The sequence below is a fragment of the Caballeronia grimmiae genome (assembly GCF_000698555.1).
GTDB lineage: Bacteria > Pseudomonadota > Gammaproteobacteria > Burkholderiales > Burkholderiaceae > Caballeronia > Caballeronia grimmiae.
In genome coordinates, this window is record NZ_JFHE01000011.1 from 54,718 (window position 1) to 72,531 (window position 17,814).

The window sequence follows — 17,814 nt, forward strand, 5'->3', positions numbered from 1 at the left end:
GTTCCGGTTTCTGATGCTTGCATTGAAGAACTTCAGAAAACCTAACGGCGGCTTCCCGTCCACGGAGTTGGCGGGACGGCTGCGGTGCCACGCGTCGCTGTATCCAGCTTCTTCTCGGTCGCCTTTGCGGCGGACGCCGCCTCAGTCGCCTGCTGTTGAGCGACGTCAGTCTTGACCAGGATCTGATCGGTCTTCTGCGCGGCAACGGCCGCCGCTGCCGCAGCCTTCTGCGCCGCGACGATCGCAGCGGCCTGCGCGCGCTCGCGCTCCGCGGCACGCCGATCATTCTTCGCGTCCATCAACGCGAGCGCCTGGCCGAACTTCGCGATCGCGTCAGCGAAGTTGTTCACATCGATGGCGTATTGCGCCGACTGCCTGCCAAGCCGCTGTTCGTACTCGAGCTTCTGCTGCGCGAGTTGTTCCTTCAGCTCGACGATGTCCTGCTCGCTTTTCTTCGCCTGCATGGTGCTTCCGGCGTACACCCCCGCGACACCGGTGCATAGCGCACCGAATAGCAGGATCGCGCAGACCCACGGCAGATGCTTTGCTCGAAGGAAGTACGCTCGTTCGACGTGCACACCATCGCGCGCCTTAACCGGCTCTGTCAGGTCAGTCATTCGGTCACCGTGATTCGTATCGGCGGATAGACGTTGCTCTCATCGCGTCCGACCAGGTTGTTCTGGAATCGGGAGACGTTCCGGTACTCGTAGTCGCCTGCAGGAAGCGTGGGCGGTATCTCGAACGCCGAGCTGCGCACCGCGCATCCCGCCTTGGCGAGCGTCGCCGTGCCGCGCAGCGGGACATACGCCTTTCGTTCGAGGTCGTAGAGCGAGGGCGACTGCTCCGCGTAGATGTCGCGATCGAGACAGACATGCCGCCGCACGTATACCCACTCGCCGCGGTGAAAACTTGATCGCGCAACGCCAGCCGCGTCGTATGCTTCGACGACTCCAGCGTGATATGGATTCCCTCCAACAAGCGCGATATACATCAGCGCGGCGGCGCTGGCGATAAGCGTCACGGCGTAGATTCCTCCAATGACAATCTGCTTCCGATCTTCGGGCTTCATTTAACGATCACCTTTGCCAGCAGTGCGGCGAGAACAGAGGTCAAGGTCGTGCCTGCAAGCGAATAGACGAGGATCTTCACGACGGTAAATTCCGTCTTCGTGACGAACGTATCGATTCGGATGGAGACACCCGTTTTCCATTCCCGCAGAGCAGCAAGTTCCTCGCCGTGCTCAGCAACTTTGTCCCGCAAGCCCGAAATTTCATCAGCAGGCATTCAGCACCCCTCGTGCGCCGGTCATCCGGGCATAAAAAAAAGCCGTCCTTGGCCGAGGACGGCTGCGTCTGTCGCTCCGCTGGTTATTCGACGATTGTTCCGCCAGCGAAGGCGTATCTGTTTGCGTACGGCGGTGACGTCACATCGGCCGGTTGCGCCTCGACGAGCACGCCTTCGGCGTATGCCTTCGGGTCCGCATTGGCTGCTGGCAATCCTTCGAGCACGATCTGCTGCGTATAGATCGTGAACTTGCCGGCGTCCTTTGCTTCCTTCGACAGGAACGACCCGACTGTTGCCGTGCACTGGCCAGACACATAGTCGAGCGTGAGTTGTTGCACGACGTGATACGTCGCGACCGCCCACGTGCTGGGCGTCGTGTAATTAGATGCGATTGGCATGCGTGCCTCAAAGGTAAGAGATGTCGACTGCCATGTAGCTCCATGAAAGAGCCTCACGGAAGCCGGTGTAGTTATTGACGTTGCGGTTGTCGCCGAATCCGGTCATGTTGGCGTTGATCGAATTCCCTGACGTCCGGAACGTCGATAGATAAATGCCTGCGTTCGTTGCGCCACCGGAACCCCCACCAATGGCCCATGCGGGCTGAATGCACGCCACTCCAACCCGCTCCACGACCGAAAATGCGTTTGTGCCTTGATCCGTCGCCCATGTGCCGCTGTCGGTCGTGTATCCGGTCGACCCATACGCGTACTTCGGATTGCCTTGTGCGAAGCCAACCGGTTTTGCGAAAGATGCTGCCGCGTCCGCGACGAGCACACCGGCCGCATTGAAGACTTGAAGGCCGAAGCGGTTTGCCGTGACGCTGAAGTCGTTCTTATCGAACACGTAAATCGTGACCGGAACCGATGCGTCGCCGACGACCGTCACCGAGAAGTTGCTGCCCGACTGCGTCCACGCATGCGGGCAGACGTGGGCGCCGCTGCACTCGAACACGACTAGTGGACTGACTGCATAGAACGAGAACGTCGTAACCGGCCCGCTAGATAGGTATCGCTGACCGCTAGCCACCGTGTAGACCGGAATGGCACCAACGGCCATCGTCTGCGTGATCTTCTGCCGCAGTTGGAAATTCGGCAGGCCGCTGTCGCTATCGATCTGGATCGTGTTCGTACCATCGGCGGCGAAACTCTGAAAACCTGCAGGCATCACTTCACCCCGTAAAACATGCTGCCGACGATACGCATATTGTGCGATCCAAAGCCAGGAGAATATGTCCAGCTGATGGTAGTGCCGCCGCGCGCGGGGATCGTAAATATCGGTCGGCTCACATCCATATCGATGAAATTCCAGAGGTTTGTGGGCTGAAACGCGACAAAGATGTCGCCTTGCGCGAGCAAGGGGCTCGAAACTTGAAATGGGTTTCCGTCGATTACGACGGAGCCAACTATCCGCGCAAGCCGTGTGGTGAGGTCTACGACGAGCCGGCCCTGCGCATCCCATATCTGAAGTCCTACGGGCATTACCATTTCCCCCATCGGACGCGCAACGTGCCGTTGGCGTCATACGTGCGGCCACCGCTGTCGTCGATCACGGTGTACCCGTCGCCGTTGTTCGCGCCGTTCATCGTCAGCGCTCCGTTCTTGTTGAGCACCCAGCGCGGCTGACCGTTCGCGCCGACCGCCGTCGCCTGGATGACGTCGCCAATCATGGCGTTTTGAATCCAGCCGACGCCGATCAGCGCCTGGCTCATGAACACCTGGCCGCCCTGAATCACGAAGGGCGCCGTCACTGCCGAACCGTTCGGGTCAAGAACAGCAAAGCGCGATGCCGACACCAACACCTGTGACTCGACGGTGCCGCTCGTGTTGTCGACACCCACGCCGATGCCAGCGATGTAGGTTCGGCCATTCGACGTGATCTGCGTCTTGATCTGATACGACGCGGCAACGCGGCCGTTGATGTCAGCGTAAGAATTCGACGCCGTCTGCGCCAGCGCCTGCGCGCTGTTCGCCGTCGCTTGGACCGTCGTGATTTGCGACGCTTGCGCGGCGTCTGCGTCGACGCGTGCTTGCGTTTCCGTCTGCACCGCAGCGATCAGCTGAGTGCTGCTCGATGTGACCTGCGCGGTGACGGTCTCGACGTTGCGCGCGATCGCGAGATCAGCCTCGGCGCGTGCACTCTGTTCCGACCACACGCCGGCATAGATTTCCGTCGAGCCTGCGTAGTCATCCGTGCTGCCCGCGAGCGGCGGCACCAGCACTTGTGCGCTCACGACGTCGAGCCGCTGGGACAGCGCACTGTCGGCGTCAGCACGCGATTGCGCTTCCTGAGTGATCGCTGCCGCAGTTTCCGTGACGGTTTGCTGTAGGTCGGGGATCGCGTCGATCTCAGACAGCAGATCCGCGCCGAGCGCCGTCTTCGTGATCAGCCCGGCGAAATACGCGTTGTATTCGTCGGCGTCCGTGCTGCTGATGCCGTGAACGCCCGGATCGCCAGCCGGAAACCACGGACCGATGTTGCCCGAGGTATCGACGAGCCGCGCCCAGAAATAGAAAGCCTGCCCCGCGGCCAAGCCCATCAGACTTGCGGTTGCCTGCGGATACGCATAGTCAGCCTGCTTCACCGCATCGGCGCGCGCCGGCGTGCGGCTGTACCAGAGTTCGGTGCGCTGCGTATCGCCCGCCGATCCGTCGGCCGGAAACGTCCACGTGACATCGATGTCGAAGACCTTCGATTCCGTCGTCAATGACGCGACCGACGGCGGTGGACTGGTCTTTCCGGTGAGCGTCGTGTCGGTGCTGTACGCCGGGACCGACGTCACACCCATGGCGTTCTGCGCACGCACCCGCGCCAAATACGTGCCCTGATAGATGCCTGCGACTTCCGCTTGCAGTCCGCCGGTCGGGTTGACCGTCACCCATTCGCCATTGTCCTTGCGCCATTCAGGCAGGTACGACACCGCCTTACCCGCGGCGTCCCACGCGATGACCATGGTCGTCTTCGCAATGCCCTGATCGATCGTCGAATACGTCGACATGCGGACGTTCGCCGGCGGCGGCTGTACAGACGGAGGAATGACTGTGACCGGGCGCACCTGAATGGCCGCGCCGCTGTCGATGGCCGCATATTTGCCCGGCTCGTACTGCGCGGCGTTGATCGTGTAGGTGATCTGCCCGTCGTCGTCCGACTCTTGCACGCTCACAACGCGAAAGAGCTGCGCGGCGAGGTCGGCGCTCTCCAGCATCCAGATCGCGCCGGCGGATGGCTGCGTCGTGAACGCGTCGATGACTGTGATGCTGTCGCCGGCGACGCTCTGCACCGTGCGCTTCTGCGCCAAGCCGGACGGAAGCACGACCGTCAGCGTGTCGCCGACTGAAACCGTCGGCGCCTTGTCGAGCGTCACGACGCGACCGCTCGCCGCGCGAATGCGGCCACCGATGCGCCGCCCGCCCTTCGCCGGGTCCGCCACGGCGATGATCGTGCCTGGCGGGCAAAGCGTGCCGTCGAGCCCGACGCTAAACGAGACGGTGTTCGTCTCGTAGCGAGATGTCAGCAGCGTCCAGAGCCCGAGACGATGCGCCTGCCCTTGCGACGTCGTGCCGAACGCGGTGATCTCCGCCTTCATCACGCCATAGCGCGCCATGCCATCTTCGTCAGGCACGTACTCGACGGCCTGCTGATAGCTGCTGGCCGGGTCGTTCCAGCTGATGAGCGCAGTCGTGTACCGAGTCTTGCGCGACGAGCCGACATATTCGAAGGAGCCGCCGACGACGTTGGCAGCCGTGTAGACGTATTCCGGATCCTGCGGCATGTCGGCATTAGCGACGACCTGCCCCGGCCCCCAGTAAGCGATGCCACGGAAGACGGTCGCGAGATCCTGCAGCACCTTGTATGCGTCAGCGCGCGACTGGATGACGGCATTGCAGGTGAAGCGCGGTTCCTGTCCGCCCTTGCCGTCAGACACCATGACGTCGCAATACTGGCCGATCTGATACAGATTCCACTTGTCGATCATCGACGCGTCGACGAGCTTACCGAGGCCGTATCGCTCGTTGAGCACGATGTCGTAGAAGATCCATGCAGGATTGTCCGTCCACGCCGTCTTGAAGGTGCCGTCCCATGCTCCCGAGTAATTGCGCGTATCCGGATCATAGTTAGACGGCACACGGATAATCACGCCTTTGATGTCGTAGGACCGCGTCGGCACGGAGCTAAACGAGCGGGCGTCGAACGACAAGCCAACAAGCGCACTCATCGGATAGCGCAGCTTGCGGTCGATGATCTCAGTAATCGCCTCGATGTTGACCGTGTCCGCGATTAGCGAGCTATGCGCATTAGCGGTCAGACGGCGCACGCGCACGAGCCACCCGGTCGTCGCCGTGGGCAACTCAATGCGCACGCTGCGTTCATAGAGCGACGTGGTCTTCCCGTCGAATGCGCCTGTCAGAACCTGGGCATATGCGCCGCCATCGACGGCGAGGTCAATCGCATATTCGACCCGATAACCCGTGACATCGCCGGTCGATTGATTCGACTGCTGGAACGCTGGCAGCCCGAAGCGGATGCGCGCCGCAGTGAGCTGCGTGTCTTGAAGCTGATGCACCCACGGCGTGTCTGACGTAAGCGGCACGCTCACCGCTGTTTCGTTCTCGACGGCCGGGAAGCCGGACATGTACGCCTGATCCTGCGTGCCGACGCGCGTGTCAACCGCGTAATTCGAGAAGTTCGTCGAGCCGTCGCTGTTCTGAATCGGCGTGTCGTCGAGAAAGACCGACTGCAAGCCGTTCACTAGGCCGACGATCGGACCTTCGGAAACGAGATCGAGCACCTTCGCATAGGCGATCGAATGCAGGCTATCCGGCGACTCCGTCGGCGTGCTCGCCGTTGCGCCGCCCTTCGCTCCATGAATGCGCATATCAGGCCTGATCTTCCGCGTAGATGCCCGCGCTGATCACCTTCGAGCCGACGCGCATGCGGCCGTAGACAATCGGCACGCAGTCGCCTTGTGCGGCGCTGTTGACCGGGCCATTGAAGTAATAGGAGGTGCCGTTGTCACCGCTCGTGCTCGCGAGGCCGGTCGTCTGCGGGCTCAGCATCTGAATGACGCCACCAAGCGCCATCGACGCGCCAAGCCCGATCAGTTGAGCACCCCATGGCTGTCCGTATGCGCTCGCGACTGCGCCGACGACGACCATCGCGGCGCCGAGGATCGTCTGGAAGAGGCCCCCGCTCTTGCTGCCGATGAGAATGGGCGCAATGCGGATTTCTTCATCGCCGACCGGATGCGGCAGCTCGTCTTCCGCGAGGTTGCGGCGGCCGTTAAAGACCGCGAACGTCAGCCCGTTATCCTTCGCGGTGAGCATGAACTTGCGGAAGCCAGGCAGCAGGACGCCGAGCGCGCGGACCGCCTCAGACGTCGAAGCGACTGCGAGCCGATGCACTCGCCCGAAGCGGACGCCGAGCACCCCATACAACCGGATGGTTCGAAGCTTGTCGCTCACGCTGCATTCCCCTTGTATCGAAGCACCGTGCGCAGCGCGTGCGCCCACATGCCGCCCCACACGGTTCGACCCGACAGGCGTCCGTACATGTGATGCAGCATGATGTTGTCGCCCAGATAGATGCCTGCGTGATTCGGCACCTTCGAGCGGATCTGCATCAGCAGCACGTCGCCCGGCTGCAACTCTGCGTCTTGGCCGACGTCAACGAAGCCGGCCGCGGCGAAGTTGTCCATGTAGAGGTTCGACTGGCCGTCTTCCCACCACTTCTCAGCGCGCTCGAAGTCAGGCAGATCGATGCCGCGCTCGAGCCGATACCAGTCGCGCACGATGCCGTAGCAGTCGAGCGTGCCGTGCGCCCACTCACGGCCGACGAGCGGCGCAACGTAGCCGGTCGGACCAAACTCGCACCAGTCTTCCGCAGCGACGGCGCCGTCGCCCTGAATGCCGACGGAAATAATCACCCACTTGTCGACGCCGCTCTTTTCGGCCATCGCCTTGTCGGCCATGCTTGGCCGAGCGGGCGCGCCCGGATGCGAGTGCACGACGGCGACGATCGGCCCCATGTCTTCGGCGAGCGCGTAGTCCTCCGCCGACATCACGAAATGCTCTTCCGGCGCGCCCGCGACATTGCGGCACGGCACATAGCGCTCCGCACCGTTGTGCAAGACGACCAGCCCGCAGCACTCGCGCGGGTACGCCGCGAGCGCGTGATCCGCGATCGCTTTTTTCGTCTCTTCGTTCATCAGGAAAGGGTGTCGCTGAGAAAGCCGCCGAAACTGAGCGGCTCGTTGACGCCGAAGCGGCATTCGCAGCCGCTGATTCGTTTGCTGCACCGGTCGAGCGAGGGATCGCTCACCGGTTGGTCGTTCGCATCGAAATACGCCGTTCCCGTGTAGCCGCAATTCGCATCGCGGTATTGCCACTGGCAGATCGTCACGATCTGGCGCGCCGGCAGCTGCTGGCCGCCGAAGTCGAGCGCGCTTGACAGCGTGAACTCGACCTGCGCGTTCGTTTCGCTGCTCTTCTGCTCGATGTACCACAGCTCGGTCGCCATCTCTTGGGTCGGGTCCGCCGTCGGATTGCCGCCCGGAAAGTTGACCGCGTCGAGATACTTGCTCAGCGTGCGCCGCCGGCGAACCTTCGCGCCGACCATGTCCGCGAGATAGACGCACAGCGCCGAGATTGTGCCGTCGACGTTCGCGACGGTCAGCTTCGGCTCCGGCTGCTGCGCGTCGGACGTGTGCTCGAAGCCCGTCGCCTGAATCGGCCACGGCTTATATTCGTTGCCCTGCCAGAAGATCGATGCCGTTTGCAGGTGACCCTGAAAGCGCAGTATCTCGCCACCGATCGCGGTGCAATCGACCTCGAACAACTCGACGAGCCGACCTGGCTCCAGTTGCTGGATGTCGGCCGTGATAGTCACTTGCCGCTCCCTGCCGCGAGCGCGCGCGTCAACTCCTCGACGCGCCGCGTCAGTGCATCGAGCCGATCATGCGCTTCGACCGTCGAAGCGACGATGTCCGGCGTGATGCGGCCATAGTCGACGACCTGCATGTCCTTGCCGTCCTTTTCGCCGCCGACGGCTTCCGGATAGATCGCCTGCAGCTCGTGCGCGATGAAGCCTCGATGCGTGACCTTCGACTTGTCGGCCTTCATCAAATAGCAGACTGGGCGTGTCGCGCGCAGTCGATCGGTCGACCCAGTGAGCGCCTTCACCTTGTACTTCAGGCGATAGTCCGAGCCCGTACCGTAGACGACGCTCGTGCCGCTCGCGTAGATCGTGCCGAGGCCGGTACCACCAACGAAGAACGCGAGGAACGCCGCATTCGTGTATCCCGACGGTTTCGTGAGATACGCATTCACGCCCACGCTTTGCGAGACGAAGAGCCCGCCCGCCTCGACGTGGAATCCGTTCTGCGTCCCGGTGCCCTGGTATTGATTTGCCGTCTGCGTGCAGTTGAAGGCTGTCACCGACCCCAGCAAGTACGCTGCGCCATTAAACGTCGCGGCTCCCGTGAAAGTCTGCGCACCAGTGACACCAAGAGTGCCGCCCACGGTCACATTTCCCGAATATGCAGCACTAGGCCCCGAATAGGCACCAGCAACGGAGATAGACGCCTGCCCCGCAGAACCGAAGTTTGCACCTCCGGCGATGCCTACCGTCGAGGAGAACGTCGCTGCCCCATTAACCCCCAGCGTTCCGCCAATGGCTTCGTTTCCATTGACGGTGCTGTTCCCGGCGACCGTTTCATTGTCGGAGTTCGTGCGGCTTCGCATCAGGCATCCGACGGCATGCGTACCATCTGAGTCAAGAAGAGCCGACTCTTCCGTCGCGGTCGCGCCGAGTTGCGCGAGCCGCGCCGAACCCTGGTCGAGCAGCGGAATAAGGTTCTTGCCCGACGTGCCGAACAGCTCGTTCGCCACCGCGGCTTTACCCGCACCGTCTGCGCTCTTCGCGAACGCGTCGGCGACCCGCGTGAGCAGGTCTTCGGGTGAAGCAGTTTTGAGCGTCTTCAGGCTGATGCCGACCGCCGAAAATGCGGCGGCCGCATCCTTGTTTCCGTGCTGCGCCTCGTTCTGCGCTTTGGTCAGGTCTGCAAGCGCGTCGGCTGCATCTTTCGTCTCAACACCAACAGTCTTCGCCGCGAAGCCGAATTTCTGCACATCGTCGGTCGAAAGCCCGGTCTGCTTCGAGATCTTCTCGACCGTTTCACCGTAGGTGGCGAGTTCTTCCCGCGCGGCGAACGTCGAGTGAGCCGCAATCGCGAGCACGCCGACGAATGCGCCGACGCCGAGCACGACCGGATTCAGCAGCATGTTGAACGCCCCGGTCGCCTCCGCCATCACGAGCAGCGAGCCGGCGAACTGCTTGTAGTTGCCCTGCGACAGCTCGTGTCCGAGCACCAGCAGCTCGCGCTTCGCCGCCGAAGACTCAAGGCTGAAGCTATGCGTATGCTCCGACGCCTTGGCGATCTGGTCGATGTATGGCTTCACCGAATCCGACAGGCCGAGATTCGCGGCGCGCATGGCCAGAATCTCGGCGCGAGACTTCCCCGCCGTCGACGCATTCTTCAGCAGCGCGTCGGTGAATGACTTGACTGCACGCGCGCTCGCATCCGAGCCGCTCGCGGCTGCCTCAGCGATCGCATCCTGCGCGAGAGCCGTGCGCTTGGCCATGTCGGCCTGGGTGTTGATGAACGCGTTGGCCGACTTGCGCGCCTTCTCAAGCTCGGCGGTATAGCCGGATGCATCGGCTCCTACCTTAACGACGGTTTCATTCGCCACGCCCGGCCTCCTCAGCCTTCTTCTGTATCACTTCGATGACGGCGTCTGCCGCCGCCCGCTTCTTCGCTTCGAATGCCGGCCGCAGGAACGGCTTCGCCGCGGCGTGCGACGTTCCGAACTCGACGAACCGGCCATAAAAGGCGTCCTTCGACCATGTCACCAGGTAAACGGCGCGATGGCCTTCGATTGATTCTTCTTTGTCAAACGCGATCAGAATCGATCGCTTCAGCGTGCCGGGCACGTGCTGCGTTCCCTTACGTTCGTATGCCGTGCCGATCGGCGCCCGCATCCGCGCTTCTGCATGGATCAGGCGCGCGCCGGCGACCGCCGCCTGCCGAAGGACTTCCTCGCTGGCGATGGTGCCGAGCCGATCGAGATAGTCGGTCAGCGCTGTCGGGTTGACGACCTCGATCTTTTTAGTCATTCCGGTTCCGCTTGACCTTGAACTTCTTGCCCTTCGCTTGCGAAAGGTCGATTCCGAACATCGCGAGAGCGACGAAGCGCGCCTGATCCTTGGGATCGTCGAACAAAACTTCCTTCTTCGGCTGCTTCACCCACGGCATGAAGTCCGCCGGCTCGAACGCCTTGGTCTTCGGGTCGCGGTGGATGTTCGCGGTGGTCGCCGCCAGCATCCCCATGCGGATGTCCGCTATGCGGTCGCCGAACGGCTCGATGTTGTAGAAGGCCATCCAGTCAGCGAACTCAACACTGGTTATCTCGCGTTGAGCTCGCGCGACGGACATTCCGAGCGCGAGCGCTAGGCGGTGCCAGAAGATCCGTTCTGGATGGCGTCGGAGTTTTTTTCAGCTTCCTGCGTTTGCGTCGCGCCAAGTGCGTTGACCTTCGTGCACGCAAGGCCGATCCGACGAACGGTGTCGGCGCTCATGCCGCGCAGAGTGTCGAGATCGGCGGTCGTGAACATCGGCTCGCCCTTGTCGTCGACGACCGTGGCGACGATCACAGCAGAGAAATAGACGCTGTCGCTGGTGCCCTGCTCCTGCAGCGTCTTCTGCAGCGCGTCGCGCGCGAAGCCGTCCATTACCTTGACGCGGATTTCGCCGAGGCCTTCGACGTTGACCGTCTCGATCGGCGGTTGTGCCAGCGCGAGGAGTTGCTCTTTCGTCAGCATGGACGGACGCTCCTTAAGCCGCCGCCGGCGTGACATCGATGTCGCCGGAGATCTTGATCGCAACGGTGCCCTTCACGACAGCATCGACGCCAGCGGTGATCGGGAACGACTTCACGTAGCCTTCGAATTCGATGGTCGTGCCATCGCTCAGCAGCACCTGGTACTGCGATACCACGCCGGAACGCTTGTCCGCGAGCAGAGCCGCGTGACTGGCTTCCTTCATGTTGACGTTGATGTCGAACGACACCGTGTCCCAGTCCTGCAGCCCTTGGCGGTACTCCTTCGCGGTGCTGTCGAAGTCGGTGACGTCGATGTCGCTCGCGGAGCCCGAGAAACCGTTGAGGTTGGAAACGTTCTTGACTGCGGTCCAGACCGGCGTCTGCGTCGTGCCGGTGTTCTTCGAGATCTTCGTGCCTTGCGACGAAATTGCGGTGCTGGTCATGGGTTCACTCCTGATACCAGATTGAAAAATCCTGCTGACTGCCGTAAAGCTTCGTGTCGTCTTCGTAGACGCTCACCGGCGCGCCAATCGGCACGCCTTGCACAGGTTCGGCAGTCAGCGCAGCACGAACCTGTTTGATGATGCTTGCCGCTTCGCTCCGGCTGATGGACCAGACCGAAACTTGCATGCGGCTGTTTTGCAGCGTGTCGGCGCCGTCGAACGTCGTTTCGTCCGTCCCGCCGACGCTCTGATAGACGATGTATGGCTTAACCGGGCTCGCAGGCGCGACGTCCGGATACACGCGACCGCCGGCGAGCGCCTTCAGCGCGCCGTACGTGACCGATTCCGCGCTAGCCATTGTTCGAGCCGGTGCTGCACGCCAGATCCGTGTAGTCGCGCGCGGCAACGTTAGGAAGCGGCTGCAGGATGTTGAAGATCACGCCATCGACGATCGCGCGCATTCCGTTCGTGATGTCCGTGCGATACCGAATGCGGATGCTCGCCGTCGCGCTGCCGACGTCGGCGTTCGCCTGGGCGGTTTCCTTGCCGCTGAGCATGCGCACGTTGCCCCAGACGGTAGCGACCTCTGTCCAGCCGTCGACCGGCTGCCCGAGATCATCGGTGCCGCTGCCGTTGCGCTCGATGCGCACGCGCCGGTTGAGATCGCCCGCGCGCATCAGACGCCTAGCCCCGCGCGATACGGAAACAGCAGCTGCTTAGAGCCGGCGGGCAACTCCATGACGCTCGACGACGTGCCGACGACGACGTCCTCGCGATACGCGTACAGCTTGCCAAGAATCAGCAGGATCGCCGCGCGCACCGCGTCGTTGATGACGATCGGATCATCTCCAGCCGTCCCAGCGAGCACGGCCGCGGCCATGTCGTCAGCATTGGCGTAGATCTGGCGATTGAGGAAATCGGACGCAGACTGCACGGCTGCGCTGACATAGAGCGCGATGATCGCGTCATCAGCACCTGCGTCGACCCGCAGGTGCGCGAGAGCCTGGTCCGTCGAGATGATGGGCGTTGCGTCCGCCATTACTTCGCCTTCTTCGGCTTGGTTTCGATGTCTTCCGACGTCCGGACCTTCACCTCTTCAACCAAGCCTTGCGGCTGCAGGTCGTCGAACATGATTTTCTCCATGCTCACGATCTCGCCTTGCTTGTAGAAGCGGTCATGTTGGAACGGATGCAGGACCTTCGCTTTGATCTTCACATCGACCTCCTGTTTCGAGCCGCGCGCCAGCGGGTTGCCGGCGCGCGAGGATCACCGCTTAGCCGCCGCTTGCCGCCGCAAGAGCGCCCTTAATGAACGACTCGGGGCGATACACAGCAAGAGCGAGACGCTCTTCACCACGGATCGTGACCATGTTGGTCGTGAAGTTGTTGCCGTCTTCGCTGGACAGCAGCACGTTCGCTTGCTCGCGATCGAAGATCTGAGCGCCTTGCTTGAACGCGCCGGTGAGGAACTGTCCGACCGTCATCGCAAGCGACTCGACCACCGTGCGACCCCATAGCGACGGCTGAGCCGAATTTGCAGGCGACACAAAGATGTAACGGCCTTCCGCGTCCTTCGTCAGCTCGACCTGCGCCCAATCCGTCGGGTTCAGCACGAAGCCCGTCACCGGGAACAGTGCGAGTGCGGCCTGGAGCATCGCGAGACGTAGCGTGTCGACGTAGTTCTGGTTGGCGACTGTCACGCCAGCCGGTGCCACGTACGGGGTGGCTTGCGTGTAGACGCCGTTCAGATGCCCCGAAGCGCCCGAGCCGAACAGGATTTCTTGTTCTTCGGCGTATTCGAGGCCATAACGGAGGCGGTTGTCGATGATCGATTCGAGTTGCGGCGAATCGTCGAGGATCTGCTTCGATGCCTTCATGAAGTGGGCGATCGTCACAACGTTCGCGGTGGCTGCGCCGAACTGCATCGTCGATTCAGCCTTCGGCGCGCCTTCCGTCGCCTGGATCGCCGCGTTGTTGGTGAAGCCGGTCTCCTTGATGTACTCAATCTGATTCGAGTTCGTCGTGCCGGGCGCGAGCAGGTCGCGAATCGTCATCGGGCGGTCCGGAAGCATCTGGATGCCGGCGAGACGTTGCGAGAACACCGTCACACCGCCGTTACCGTCGGTGTTCGCCGTGGTCGCGCTGGTGATTGCCTTCACCGAGAGGTTCGCGGGAGCGCCGCGCTGGCCGGCGGCGATTGCCTTGAACTGCTCCGACTCGACGAACTGTCGACCAATCGACTTCTGCTCGCTGCGGCCGCCGGCGGCACCCGGGCCGTACTTCTTTTCCATCGCATCCATCTGCGCTTGGAGCTCGCCCTGCTTCACGAGCATCTCGTCGATTCGCTCTTTCTGGCCAGACGCCATTTCGACGCCCTTCTTGGCCTCGGCGAGAGCGCGTTCGCCCTGTTCCCGGACCTGATCGTTGATCTTGTCGAGACCTGCTTTGATTTCTGCTGCGTCCATGTGACTCTCCAGAGTTAGATTTTGGCGATGCTGAAAGCATCGAAAACTGCCTTGATTTCGTCGCTTCGCACGCCAGCATCCCGCTGGAGCAAACTCTTGAAGCCGTGATTTGTGATCGCCACCGCGTCCGACCGCGAGAATCCTGCATCCCGCAGGATGTTCTCGAAATCGCGCTCGGTGAGCGACCCTTCTGCAATGCGCGATTTGAAATTCGTGATGCGCGCTTCATCGTTCGCGGGGCTCGTCACCACGCTGATTTCGATCAGATCCAGTTCCTTCAGAGTTCGGATCCCGGTCTTCTGGTCGTAATCGGCCGACCGCGTGATGTATCCGATCGACAGGCCGGTGATCGCGCGCGACTGCATGCCCTTATAGGCGAGCTTCGCGCTCGGGGCGTCGTCCAGCCAAAGCGAGCCGTCACCGAAGAGACCGACGCTGTCCTCTTTGAGGTCGCTCCACACGCCGATCGGGTTCTCGGTGTCGTGCTGCCACAAGATTGGGACCGCGCGCCCCTTGCTCGCGAGGCTCTGCAGGCTCTTCGTGAACGCGCCCGGCGCCACGATGTCGTCCCAACTGTCCAGCACGCCGAAAACGCTTCCGTAGCCCGAGAATGAGCCCTGCTCGGTCAGCGAATCGGCCTTGAACTCGATCGATTTCGTTTGAATATGCATGTCAGACCTTCCTGGTTTCCGCGACGGGATCCGTCTGTTCGACCTTCGACGGGGCGCTCTGCGCGGCCTCGCCAAGCTTGTCGAGCGGCATGAGCGCCGATTGCACGGTCAAAACCTCGGCGTTTCCGCCCTTAGGCGGCATGTTTTCGAGACGGCGCACTTCGTCACGCGTGTAAATGCCGTTTTGCGTCATGCTCGAGTAGTAGGACGCGCGCGCCGCGCTATCCGTACGCAGCAAACCTTCGACGCTGAACTCCGCGTAGAGCCCGCGCGCCTTCTCCGCGTCGCTGAAGCAGCTCCGTTTGATCGCGTCCTCGATGCGCGCGATCCACGGTCGCAGGCAGTACGTTAGAAAGCCGAGCGTCTGCTGCTCAAGTCCTGAACCCCACGACGTCGAGTTAGATGTACTGCCGACCATATGCGGTGGCACCCCGAACCAGCGGCAGATCTCTTCGACGTTGAACTTTTGCGTCTCGAGCAGCTGCGCGTCCGCCGGCGACATCGTGATCTGCTGATACTTGAACCCCGCTTCCAGCGTGATGACTCCGCCGGCGTTCGCGCCGAACGTCTGCATGCTGTTGCGCAGGTCCTCGCGCTGCTTCGGCGTCAGGATCTGGTCGCTCTGCAGCACTCCGGACGCCTTCAATCCGTTTTTGAATACGGTCGAACCGGCCGAATTCGCAGCGATGGTCGTACCGATGACCTCGCGCGCATAGCTGAGCGGCGAAAGGCCCAAGAAGCCGTCGAGCGACGGCCCCTTGATATGCAGAATGTCATCCTTCGATAGCCCTCGGTACACGTTCCCGTTAAAGTCGACGTAGTCGTACCGCAGCGAGTTGTCGTTCTGCCGATTCACGGATACGCGGATCGGCACAAGCGGAATCAGGTTCAAAATCCGCCGGCTGCCGCCGACGCCGCTGTTGTATTGCTTCCAAACGTAGGCGTTGCCCGCTAACAGCAAGCTCAGCAGGATGAATTCGAAGAATTCGACCGCCGTCTGTTCGTTGTTCGGCTCGCTATGCAGCAGGAACTGCAGCGGATGGTTGCTCGCGATCACCCGCCCGCTACCGTCCGGATCGTCCTGGTAGACGTTGATCGGCAGCGTGGCGATCGCGCCTGCGATAAGGTTGATACATCGCCATACGGTCGCGACGCGCAACGCCGAATCCGTGCTGACGATCGCGCCAGACGCGCTTGCGGTGCCGAAGAACCGCGCGAAGAAGCTGCCGTCCGTGAGCGAAATGAGCGTGCTTCGGCTAGACGTGACGGTGCTTACCAACGCGGATTTCACTCGCGTCAGCATTCCCGGTTTCTTTTCCAAAATTCGCCCTGTTTGCGTTACGCCAATCGGCCGTTACCAGTTGACGACGATCGGGTTGGACGTGAATCCGTCCAAGTCAGGATCATGTCCGGCGAGCATTGCTCGACCGATCGCCATAATCAGCGCCACGGCGCCGTCAATCTTGTTGTCGTTACCCTGCTTGATCGGACGCACGACATCGTCGTTGCCCGGCAGGTTCTTCCCGACCACGTTGCTTACGCACCAGGTCATGATCGGGTTGCCGTCGTGATGGAACCGGCCCGAAGTGATCGCGGCCTCAAGTTCCTTCATCGGATCGGACATGTTCGTGTAGTTCTGAACGATGGTGACCGGCGTCAGCCCTTCGTCTTCGAGCTGGTGAGCGAGGTTTGTCGCGCCGTGCGGGTCCATCGGCACGCACTGCACCGGACAACTGTGGTTCGACAAAACCGCCTCATGCTGGATGTCGCGATAGTCGATTTCGGCCCCTTCGGTCTCGAGCAGATGGCCCGTATTCACCCACTTCTGATAGCGTTCGGCCATCCGCCGGTTCTCGGTGTTCTTCACCGTGTCTTCCGGCACCCAGAAGCGCGGCGCGACGCTGTAATAATGCCGTCGGCCGTCGATGTCGCGGTAAAAGAGCCGCGCCATGCTGTTCAAGTCGAGCTTCCGCGCCATGTCGAGCGCGAGAATGCAGTCTTGCCCCTCGAACCGCTCCAGCGTGAGCGTCGCGTCCTCGCAGTTCTTCCAGTCTTCCAGGTTGAAATAGCCCGCCTTTGCCGACGTCCAGACGTTCAGATGCTTCGTTTTGAACGTGTTCGTGAAGCGCGCAGACTTAATCGCGCGCTGCTGCTGGCTTTCCAGATAGTCCTGATAGACCGAAATGCCGATATTCGGGTTGGCCTTCGCCAGCACCCGCGGGTCGGTCCAGTCGTCGCCTTCGTCGATGGTCCAGATCCAGCCGAAAAGCTCGTCATCGGGCACCGTGCCCTCAAGCATTTCGATCGTCTGTCGACGTTTGTCGTAGCACGGCCCTTCGATGTTCGCGCCGGCCGTCGTGATGATGAACATGAGCGGCTGGCGACGGGCGCCCATGCCGGTCAACATCGTTTCGTACAGCGCCGAGCTGTCGTGCTCGTGATATTCGTCGACGATCGCGCACGACGGCGACGCGCCGTCACCCGGATTGCCGATCAGCGGCTCGAAGCGGCTGCCGTCCTCCGGCTTGTTCATGTTCGAGGCGTTCACCTCGATGCCCGCGGCCTCGATGAGCAGCGGCGAGCGCTTTACCATCAGCCGCGCGGGCCGGAACACCTCCCACGCCTGCTTCTCGGTCGTCGCGCCGGCATACACTTCGGCGCCGAACTCGTCGTCGAGCACAAACATGCCGATGCCCACGCCCGCCGCGATGACCGATTTGCCGTTCTTCCGTGGCACTTCCCAGTAGCTTTCGCGGAATCGACGCTTGCCCGTGCGCTTGTTCAGCCAGCCGAACGTGCACATCAGGCCGAATTTCTGCCACGGCTCGAGCGTAACGAGCTGGCGCTTGAACGCCCACTCGCCCTTCGTGTGCGGCATCAGTTCGATCAGCGCCAGCTTCTTCTCAGCCGTCGCCGCGTCGAACTTCCACTTAAATTCCTTCTTCCTGCTCGCGGCGAGGTCGTCGAGATGCCGCTGACATGCGAGCACGACCAGCCGACCGGCCGGGCGCTTGCCGCGCACGACGTCGCGCGCGAATTGGAGCCCTTGCTCCACGCGCGGATACGTTGTTGACATCGTG

General features: G+C 62.0%; 22 protein-coding genes. All 22 read right to left on the minus strand.

The genetic code is table 11. From position 1 onward, the window contains the following. Positions 1-41 precede the first annotated feature (41 nt). The 22 genes from BG57_RS14030 to BG57_RS14135 all read right to left on the minus strand — a co-directional run bounded on the left by BG57_RS14030 (position 42) and on the right by BG57_RS14135 (position 17,810). Positions 42-617 carry a hypothetical protein gene (locus tag BG57_RS14030; RefSeq protein WP_035964364.1) on the minus strand — a complete coding sequence of 192 codons (576 nt, stop codon included), beginning with the start codon at positions 615-617 and terminating at the stop codon, positions 42-44. Then, positions 614-1,069 (minus strand): hypothetical protein, encoded by a 456-nt coding sequence (locus BG57_RS14035; protein ID WP_035964366.1) that lies wholly within the window; start codon positions 1,067-1,069, stop codon positions 614-616. The genes BG57_RS14030 and BG57_RS14035 overlap by 4 nt, the downstream gene beginning before the upstream one ends. Further along, the gene (locus BG57_RS14040; RefSeq protein WP_035964368.1) at positions 1,066-1,284 is read right to left on the minus strand and encodes a hypothetical protein; all 219 of its coding nucleotides are present in this window, start codon (positions 1,282-1,284) and stop codon (positions 1,066-1,068) included. The genes BG57_RS14035 and BG57_RS14040 overlap by 4 nt, the downstream gene beginning before the upstream one ends. A gap of 83 nt (positions 1,285-1,367) precedes the next feature. Beyond that, positions 1,368-1,682, minus strand: a complete 315-nt coding sequence (locus BG57_RS14045) for a hypothetical protein (protein WP_035964373.1) — start codon at positions 1,680-1,682, stop codon at positions 1,368-1,370. A gap of 7 nt (positions 1,683-1,689) precedes the next feature. Further along, entirely contained in the window at positions 1,690-2,742 is a 1,053-nt protein-coding gene (locus BG57_RS14050) for a hypothetical protein (RefSeq protein WP_152562590.1), read from the minus strand. Positions 2,743-2,761: 19 nt separating this feature from the next. Then, positions 2,762-6,157 (minus strand): TipJ family phage tail tip protein, encoded by a 3,396-nt coding sequence (locus BG57_RS14060; RefSeq protein ID WP_035964381.1) that lies wholly within the window; start codon positions 6,155-6,157, stop codon positions 2,762-2,764. A gap of 1 nt (position 6,158) precedes the next feature. Further along, the gene (locus BG57_RS14065; RefSeq protein WP_035964382.1) at positions 6,159-6,743 is read right to left on the minus strand and encodes a tail assembly protein; all 585 of its coding nucleotides are present in this window, start codon (positions 6,741-6,743) and stop codon (positions 6,159-6,161) included. Further along, positions 6,740-7,486: a C40 family peptidase gene (locus tag BG57_RS14070; protein WP_035964383.1), complete on the minus strand. Its 747-nt coding sequence runs from the start codon at positions 7,484-7,486 to the stop codon at positions 6,740-6,742. The genes BG57_RS14065 and BG57_RS14070 overlap by 4 nt, the downstream gene beginning before the upstream one ends. Next, a complete protein-coding gene (locus BG57_RS14075; protein WP_035964386.1) occupies positions 7,486-8,166 on the minus strand; it encodes a phage minor tail protein L in 681 nt (226 codons plus the stop codon). Before BG57_RS14075 ends, BG57_RS14070 begins: the two co-directional genes overlap by 1 nt. Continuing rightward, complete coding sequence (locus BG57_RS14080; protein ID WP_035964395.1) at positions 8,163-10,028, minus strand: tail fiber domain-containing protein; 1,866 nt, start codon at positions 10,026-10,028, stop codon at positions 8,163-8,165. Before BG57_RS14080 ends, BG57_RS14075 begins: the two co-directional genes overlap by 4 nt. Continuing rightward, complete coding sequence (locus BG57_RS14085) at positions 10,018-10,452, minus strand: HK97-gp10 family putative phage morphogenesis protein (protein WP_052005805.1); 435 nt, start codon at positions 10,450-10,452, stop codon at positions 10,018-10,020. The genes BG57_RS14080 and BG57_RS14085 overlap by 11 nt, the downstream gene beginning before the upstream one ends. Continuing rightward, entirely contained in the window at positions 10,445-10,771 is a 327-nt protein-coding gene (locus tag BG57_RS31195) for a phage tail assembly protein T (RefSeq protein WP_081850903.1), read from the minus strand. Before BG57_RS31195 ends, BG57_RS14085 begins: the two co-directional genes overlap by 8 nt. A 14-nt stretch (positions 10,772-10,785) precedes the next feature. After that, a complete protein-coding gene (locus tag BG57_RS14095) occupies positions 10,786-11,157 on the minus strand; it encodes a hypothetical protein (RefSeq protein ID WP_035964398.1) in 372 nt (123 codons plus the stop codon). A 13-nt stretch (positions 11,158-11,170) separates the two neighbouring features. Next, entirely contained in the window at positions 11,171-11,599 is a 429-nt protein-coding gene (locus BG57_RS14100) for a phage tail tube protein (protein ID WP_035964401.1), read from the minus strand. A 4-nt stretch (positions 11,600-11,603) separates the two neighbouring features. Beyond that, positions 11,604-11,957 carry a DUF3168 domain-containing protein gene (locus BG57_RS14105; RefSeq protein WP_035964404.1) on the minus strand — a complete coding sequence of 118 codons (354 nt, stop codon included), beginning with the start codon at positions 11,955-11,957 and terminating at the stop codon, positions 11,604-11,606. Then, positions 11,950-12,276, minus strand: a complete 327-nt coding sequence (locus BG57_RS14110) for a phage head closure protein (RefSeq protein WP_035964407.1) — start codon at positions 12,274-12,276, stop codon at positions 11,950-11,952. The genes BG57_RS14105 and BG57_RS14110 overlap by 8 nt, the downstream gene beginning before the upstream one ends. Next, the gene (locus BG57_RS14115) at positions 12,276-12,638 is read right to left on the minus strand and encodes a head-tail connector protein (protein ID WP_035964411.1); all 363 of its coding nucleotides are present in this window, start codon (positions 12,636-12,638) and stop codon (positions 12,276-12,278) included. Before BG57_RS14115 ends, BG57_RS14110 begins: the two co-directional genes overlap by 1 nt. Continuing rightward, a complete protein-coding gene (locus BG57_RS33025; protein ID WP_160174731.1) occupies positions 12,638-12,814 on the minus strand; it encodes a hypothetical protein in 177 nt (58 codons plus the stop codon). The genes BG57_RS14115 and BG57_RS33025 overlap by 1 nt, the downstream gene beginning before the upstream one ends. 58 nt (positions 12,815-12,872) lie before the next feature. Next, on the minus strand, positions 12,873-14,063 hold the full coding sequence (locus tag BG57_RS14120; protein ID WP_035964417.1) for a phage major capsid protein: 1,191 nt from the start codon (positions 14,061-14,063) through the stop codon (positions 12,873-12,875). Between the two features lie 14 nt (positions 14,064-14,077). Then, positions 14,078-14,734 carry an HK97 family phage prohead protease gene (locus BG57_RS14125; protein WP_035964420.1) on the minus strand — a complete coding sequence of 219 codons (657 nt, stop codon included), beginning with the start codon at positions 14,732-14,734 and terminating at the stop codon, positions 14,078-14,080. 1 nt (position 14,735) lies between these two features. Then, the gene (locus BG57_RS14130; protein WP_035964424.1) at positions 14,736-16,037 is read right to left on the minus strand and encodes a phage portal protein; all 1,302 of its coding nucleotides are present in this window, start codon (positions 16,035-16,037) and stop codon (positions 14,736-14,738) included. Positions 16,038-16,088: 51 nt separating this feature from the next. After that, complete coding sequence (locus tag BG57_RS14135; protein ID WP_035964428.1) at positions 16,089-17,810, minus strand: terminase large subunit; 1,722 nt, start codon at positions 17,808-17,810, stop codon at positions 16,089-16,091. Between the last annotated feature and the right edge of the window lie 4 nt (positions 17,811-17,814).

Excerpts from the sequence above, each read along its gene's own strand:
- BG57_RS14050 (WP_152562590.1), bottom strand. The coding sequence starts at position 2,742 with ATGGGATGCGCAGGGCCGGCTCGTCGTAGACCTCACCACACGGCTTGC.
- BG57_RS14120 (WP_035964417.1), bottom strand. The coding sequence starts at position 14,063 with ATGGACGCAGCAGAAATCAAAGCAGGTCTCGACAAGATCAACGATCAG.
- BG57_RS14095 (WP_035964398.1), bottom strand. The coding sequence starts at position 11,157 with ATGCTGACGAAAGAGCAACTCCTCGCGCTGGCACAACCGCCGATCGAG.
- BG57_RS14030 (WP_035964364.1), bottom strand. The coding sequence starts at position 617 with ATGACTGACCTGACAGAGCCGGTTAAGGCGCGCGATGGTGTGCACGTC.
- BG57_RS14085 (WP_052005805.1), bottom strand. The coding sequence starts at position 10,452 with ATGACTAAAAAGATCGAGGTCGTCAACCCGACAGCGCTGACCGACTAT.
- BG57_RS14135 (WP_035964428.1), bottom strand. The coding sequence starts at position 17,810 with ATGTCAACAACGTATCCGCGCGTGGAGCAAGGGCTCCAATTCGCGCGC.
- BG57_RS31195 (WP_081850903.1), bottom strand. The coding sequence starts at position 10,771 with ATGTCCGTCGCGCGAGCTCAACGCGAGATAACCAGTGTTGAGTTCGCT.
- BG57_RS14070 (WP_035964383.1), bottom strand. The coding sequence starts at position 7,486 with ATGAACGAAGAGACGAAAAAAGCGATCGCGGATCACGCGCTCGCGGCG.
- BG57_RS14060 (WP_035964381.1), bottom strand. The coding sequence starts at position 6,157 with ATGCGCATTCATGGAGCGAAGGGCGGCGCAACGGCGAGCACGCCGACG.
- BG57_RS14130 (WP_035964424.1), bottom strand. The coding sequence starts at position 16,037 with ATGCTGACGCGAGTGAAATCCGCGTTGGTAAGCACCGTCACGTCTAGC.
- BG57_RS14115 (WP_035964411.1), bottom strand. The coding sequence starts at position 12,638 with ATGGCGGACGCAACGCCCATCATCTCGACGGACCAGGCTCTCGCGCAC.
- BG57_RS14105 (WP_035964404.1), bottom strand. The coding sequence starts at position 11,957 with ATGGCTAGCGCGGAATCGGTCACGTACGGCGCGCTGAAGGCGCTCGCC.
- BG57_RS14110 (WP_035964407.1), bottom strand. The coding sequence starts at position 12,276 with ATGCGCGCGGGCGATCTCAACCGGCGCGTGCGCATCGAGCGCAACGGC.
- BG57_RS14045 (WP_035964373.1), bottom strand. The coding sequence starts at position 1,682 with ATGCCAATCGCATCTAATTACACGACGCCCAGCACGTGGGCGGTCGCG.
- BG57_RS14125 (WP_035964420.1), bottom strand. The coding sequence starts at position 14,734 with ATGCATATTCAAACGAAATCGATCGAGTTCAAGGCCGATTCGCTGACC.
- BG57_RS14100 (WP_035964401.1), bottom strand. The coding sequence starts at position 11,599 with ATGACCAGCACCGCAATTTCGTCGCAAGGCACGAAGATCTCGAAGAAC.
- BG57_RS14035 (WP_035964366.1), bottom strand. The coding sequence starts at position 1,069 with ATGAAGCCCGAAGATCGGAAGCAGATTGTCATTGGAGGAATCTACGCC.
- BG57_RS14040 (WP_035964368.1), bottom strand. The coding sequence starts at position 1,284 with ATGCCTGCTGATGAAATTTCGGGCTTGCGGGACAAAGTTGCTGAGCAC.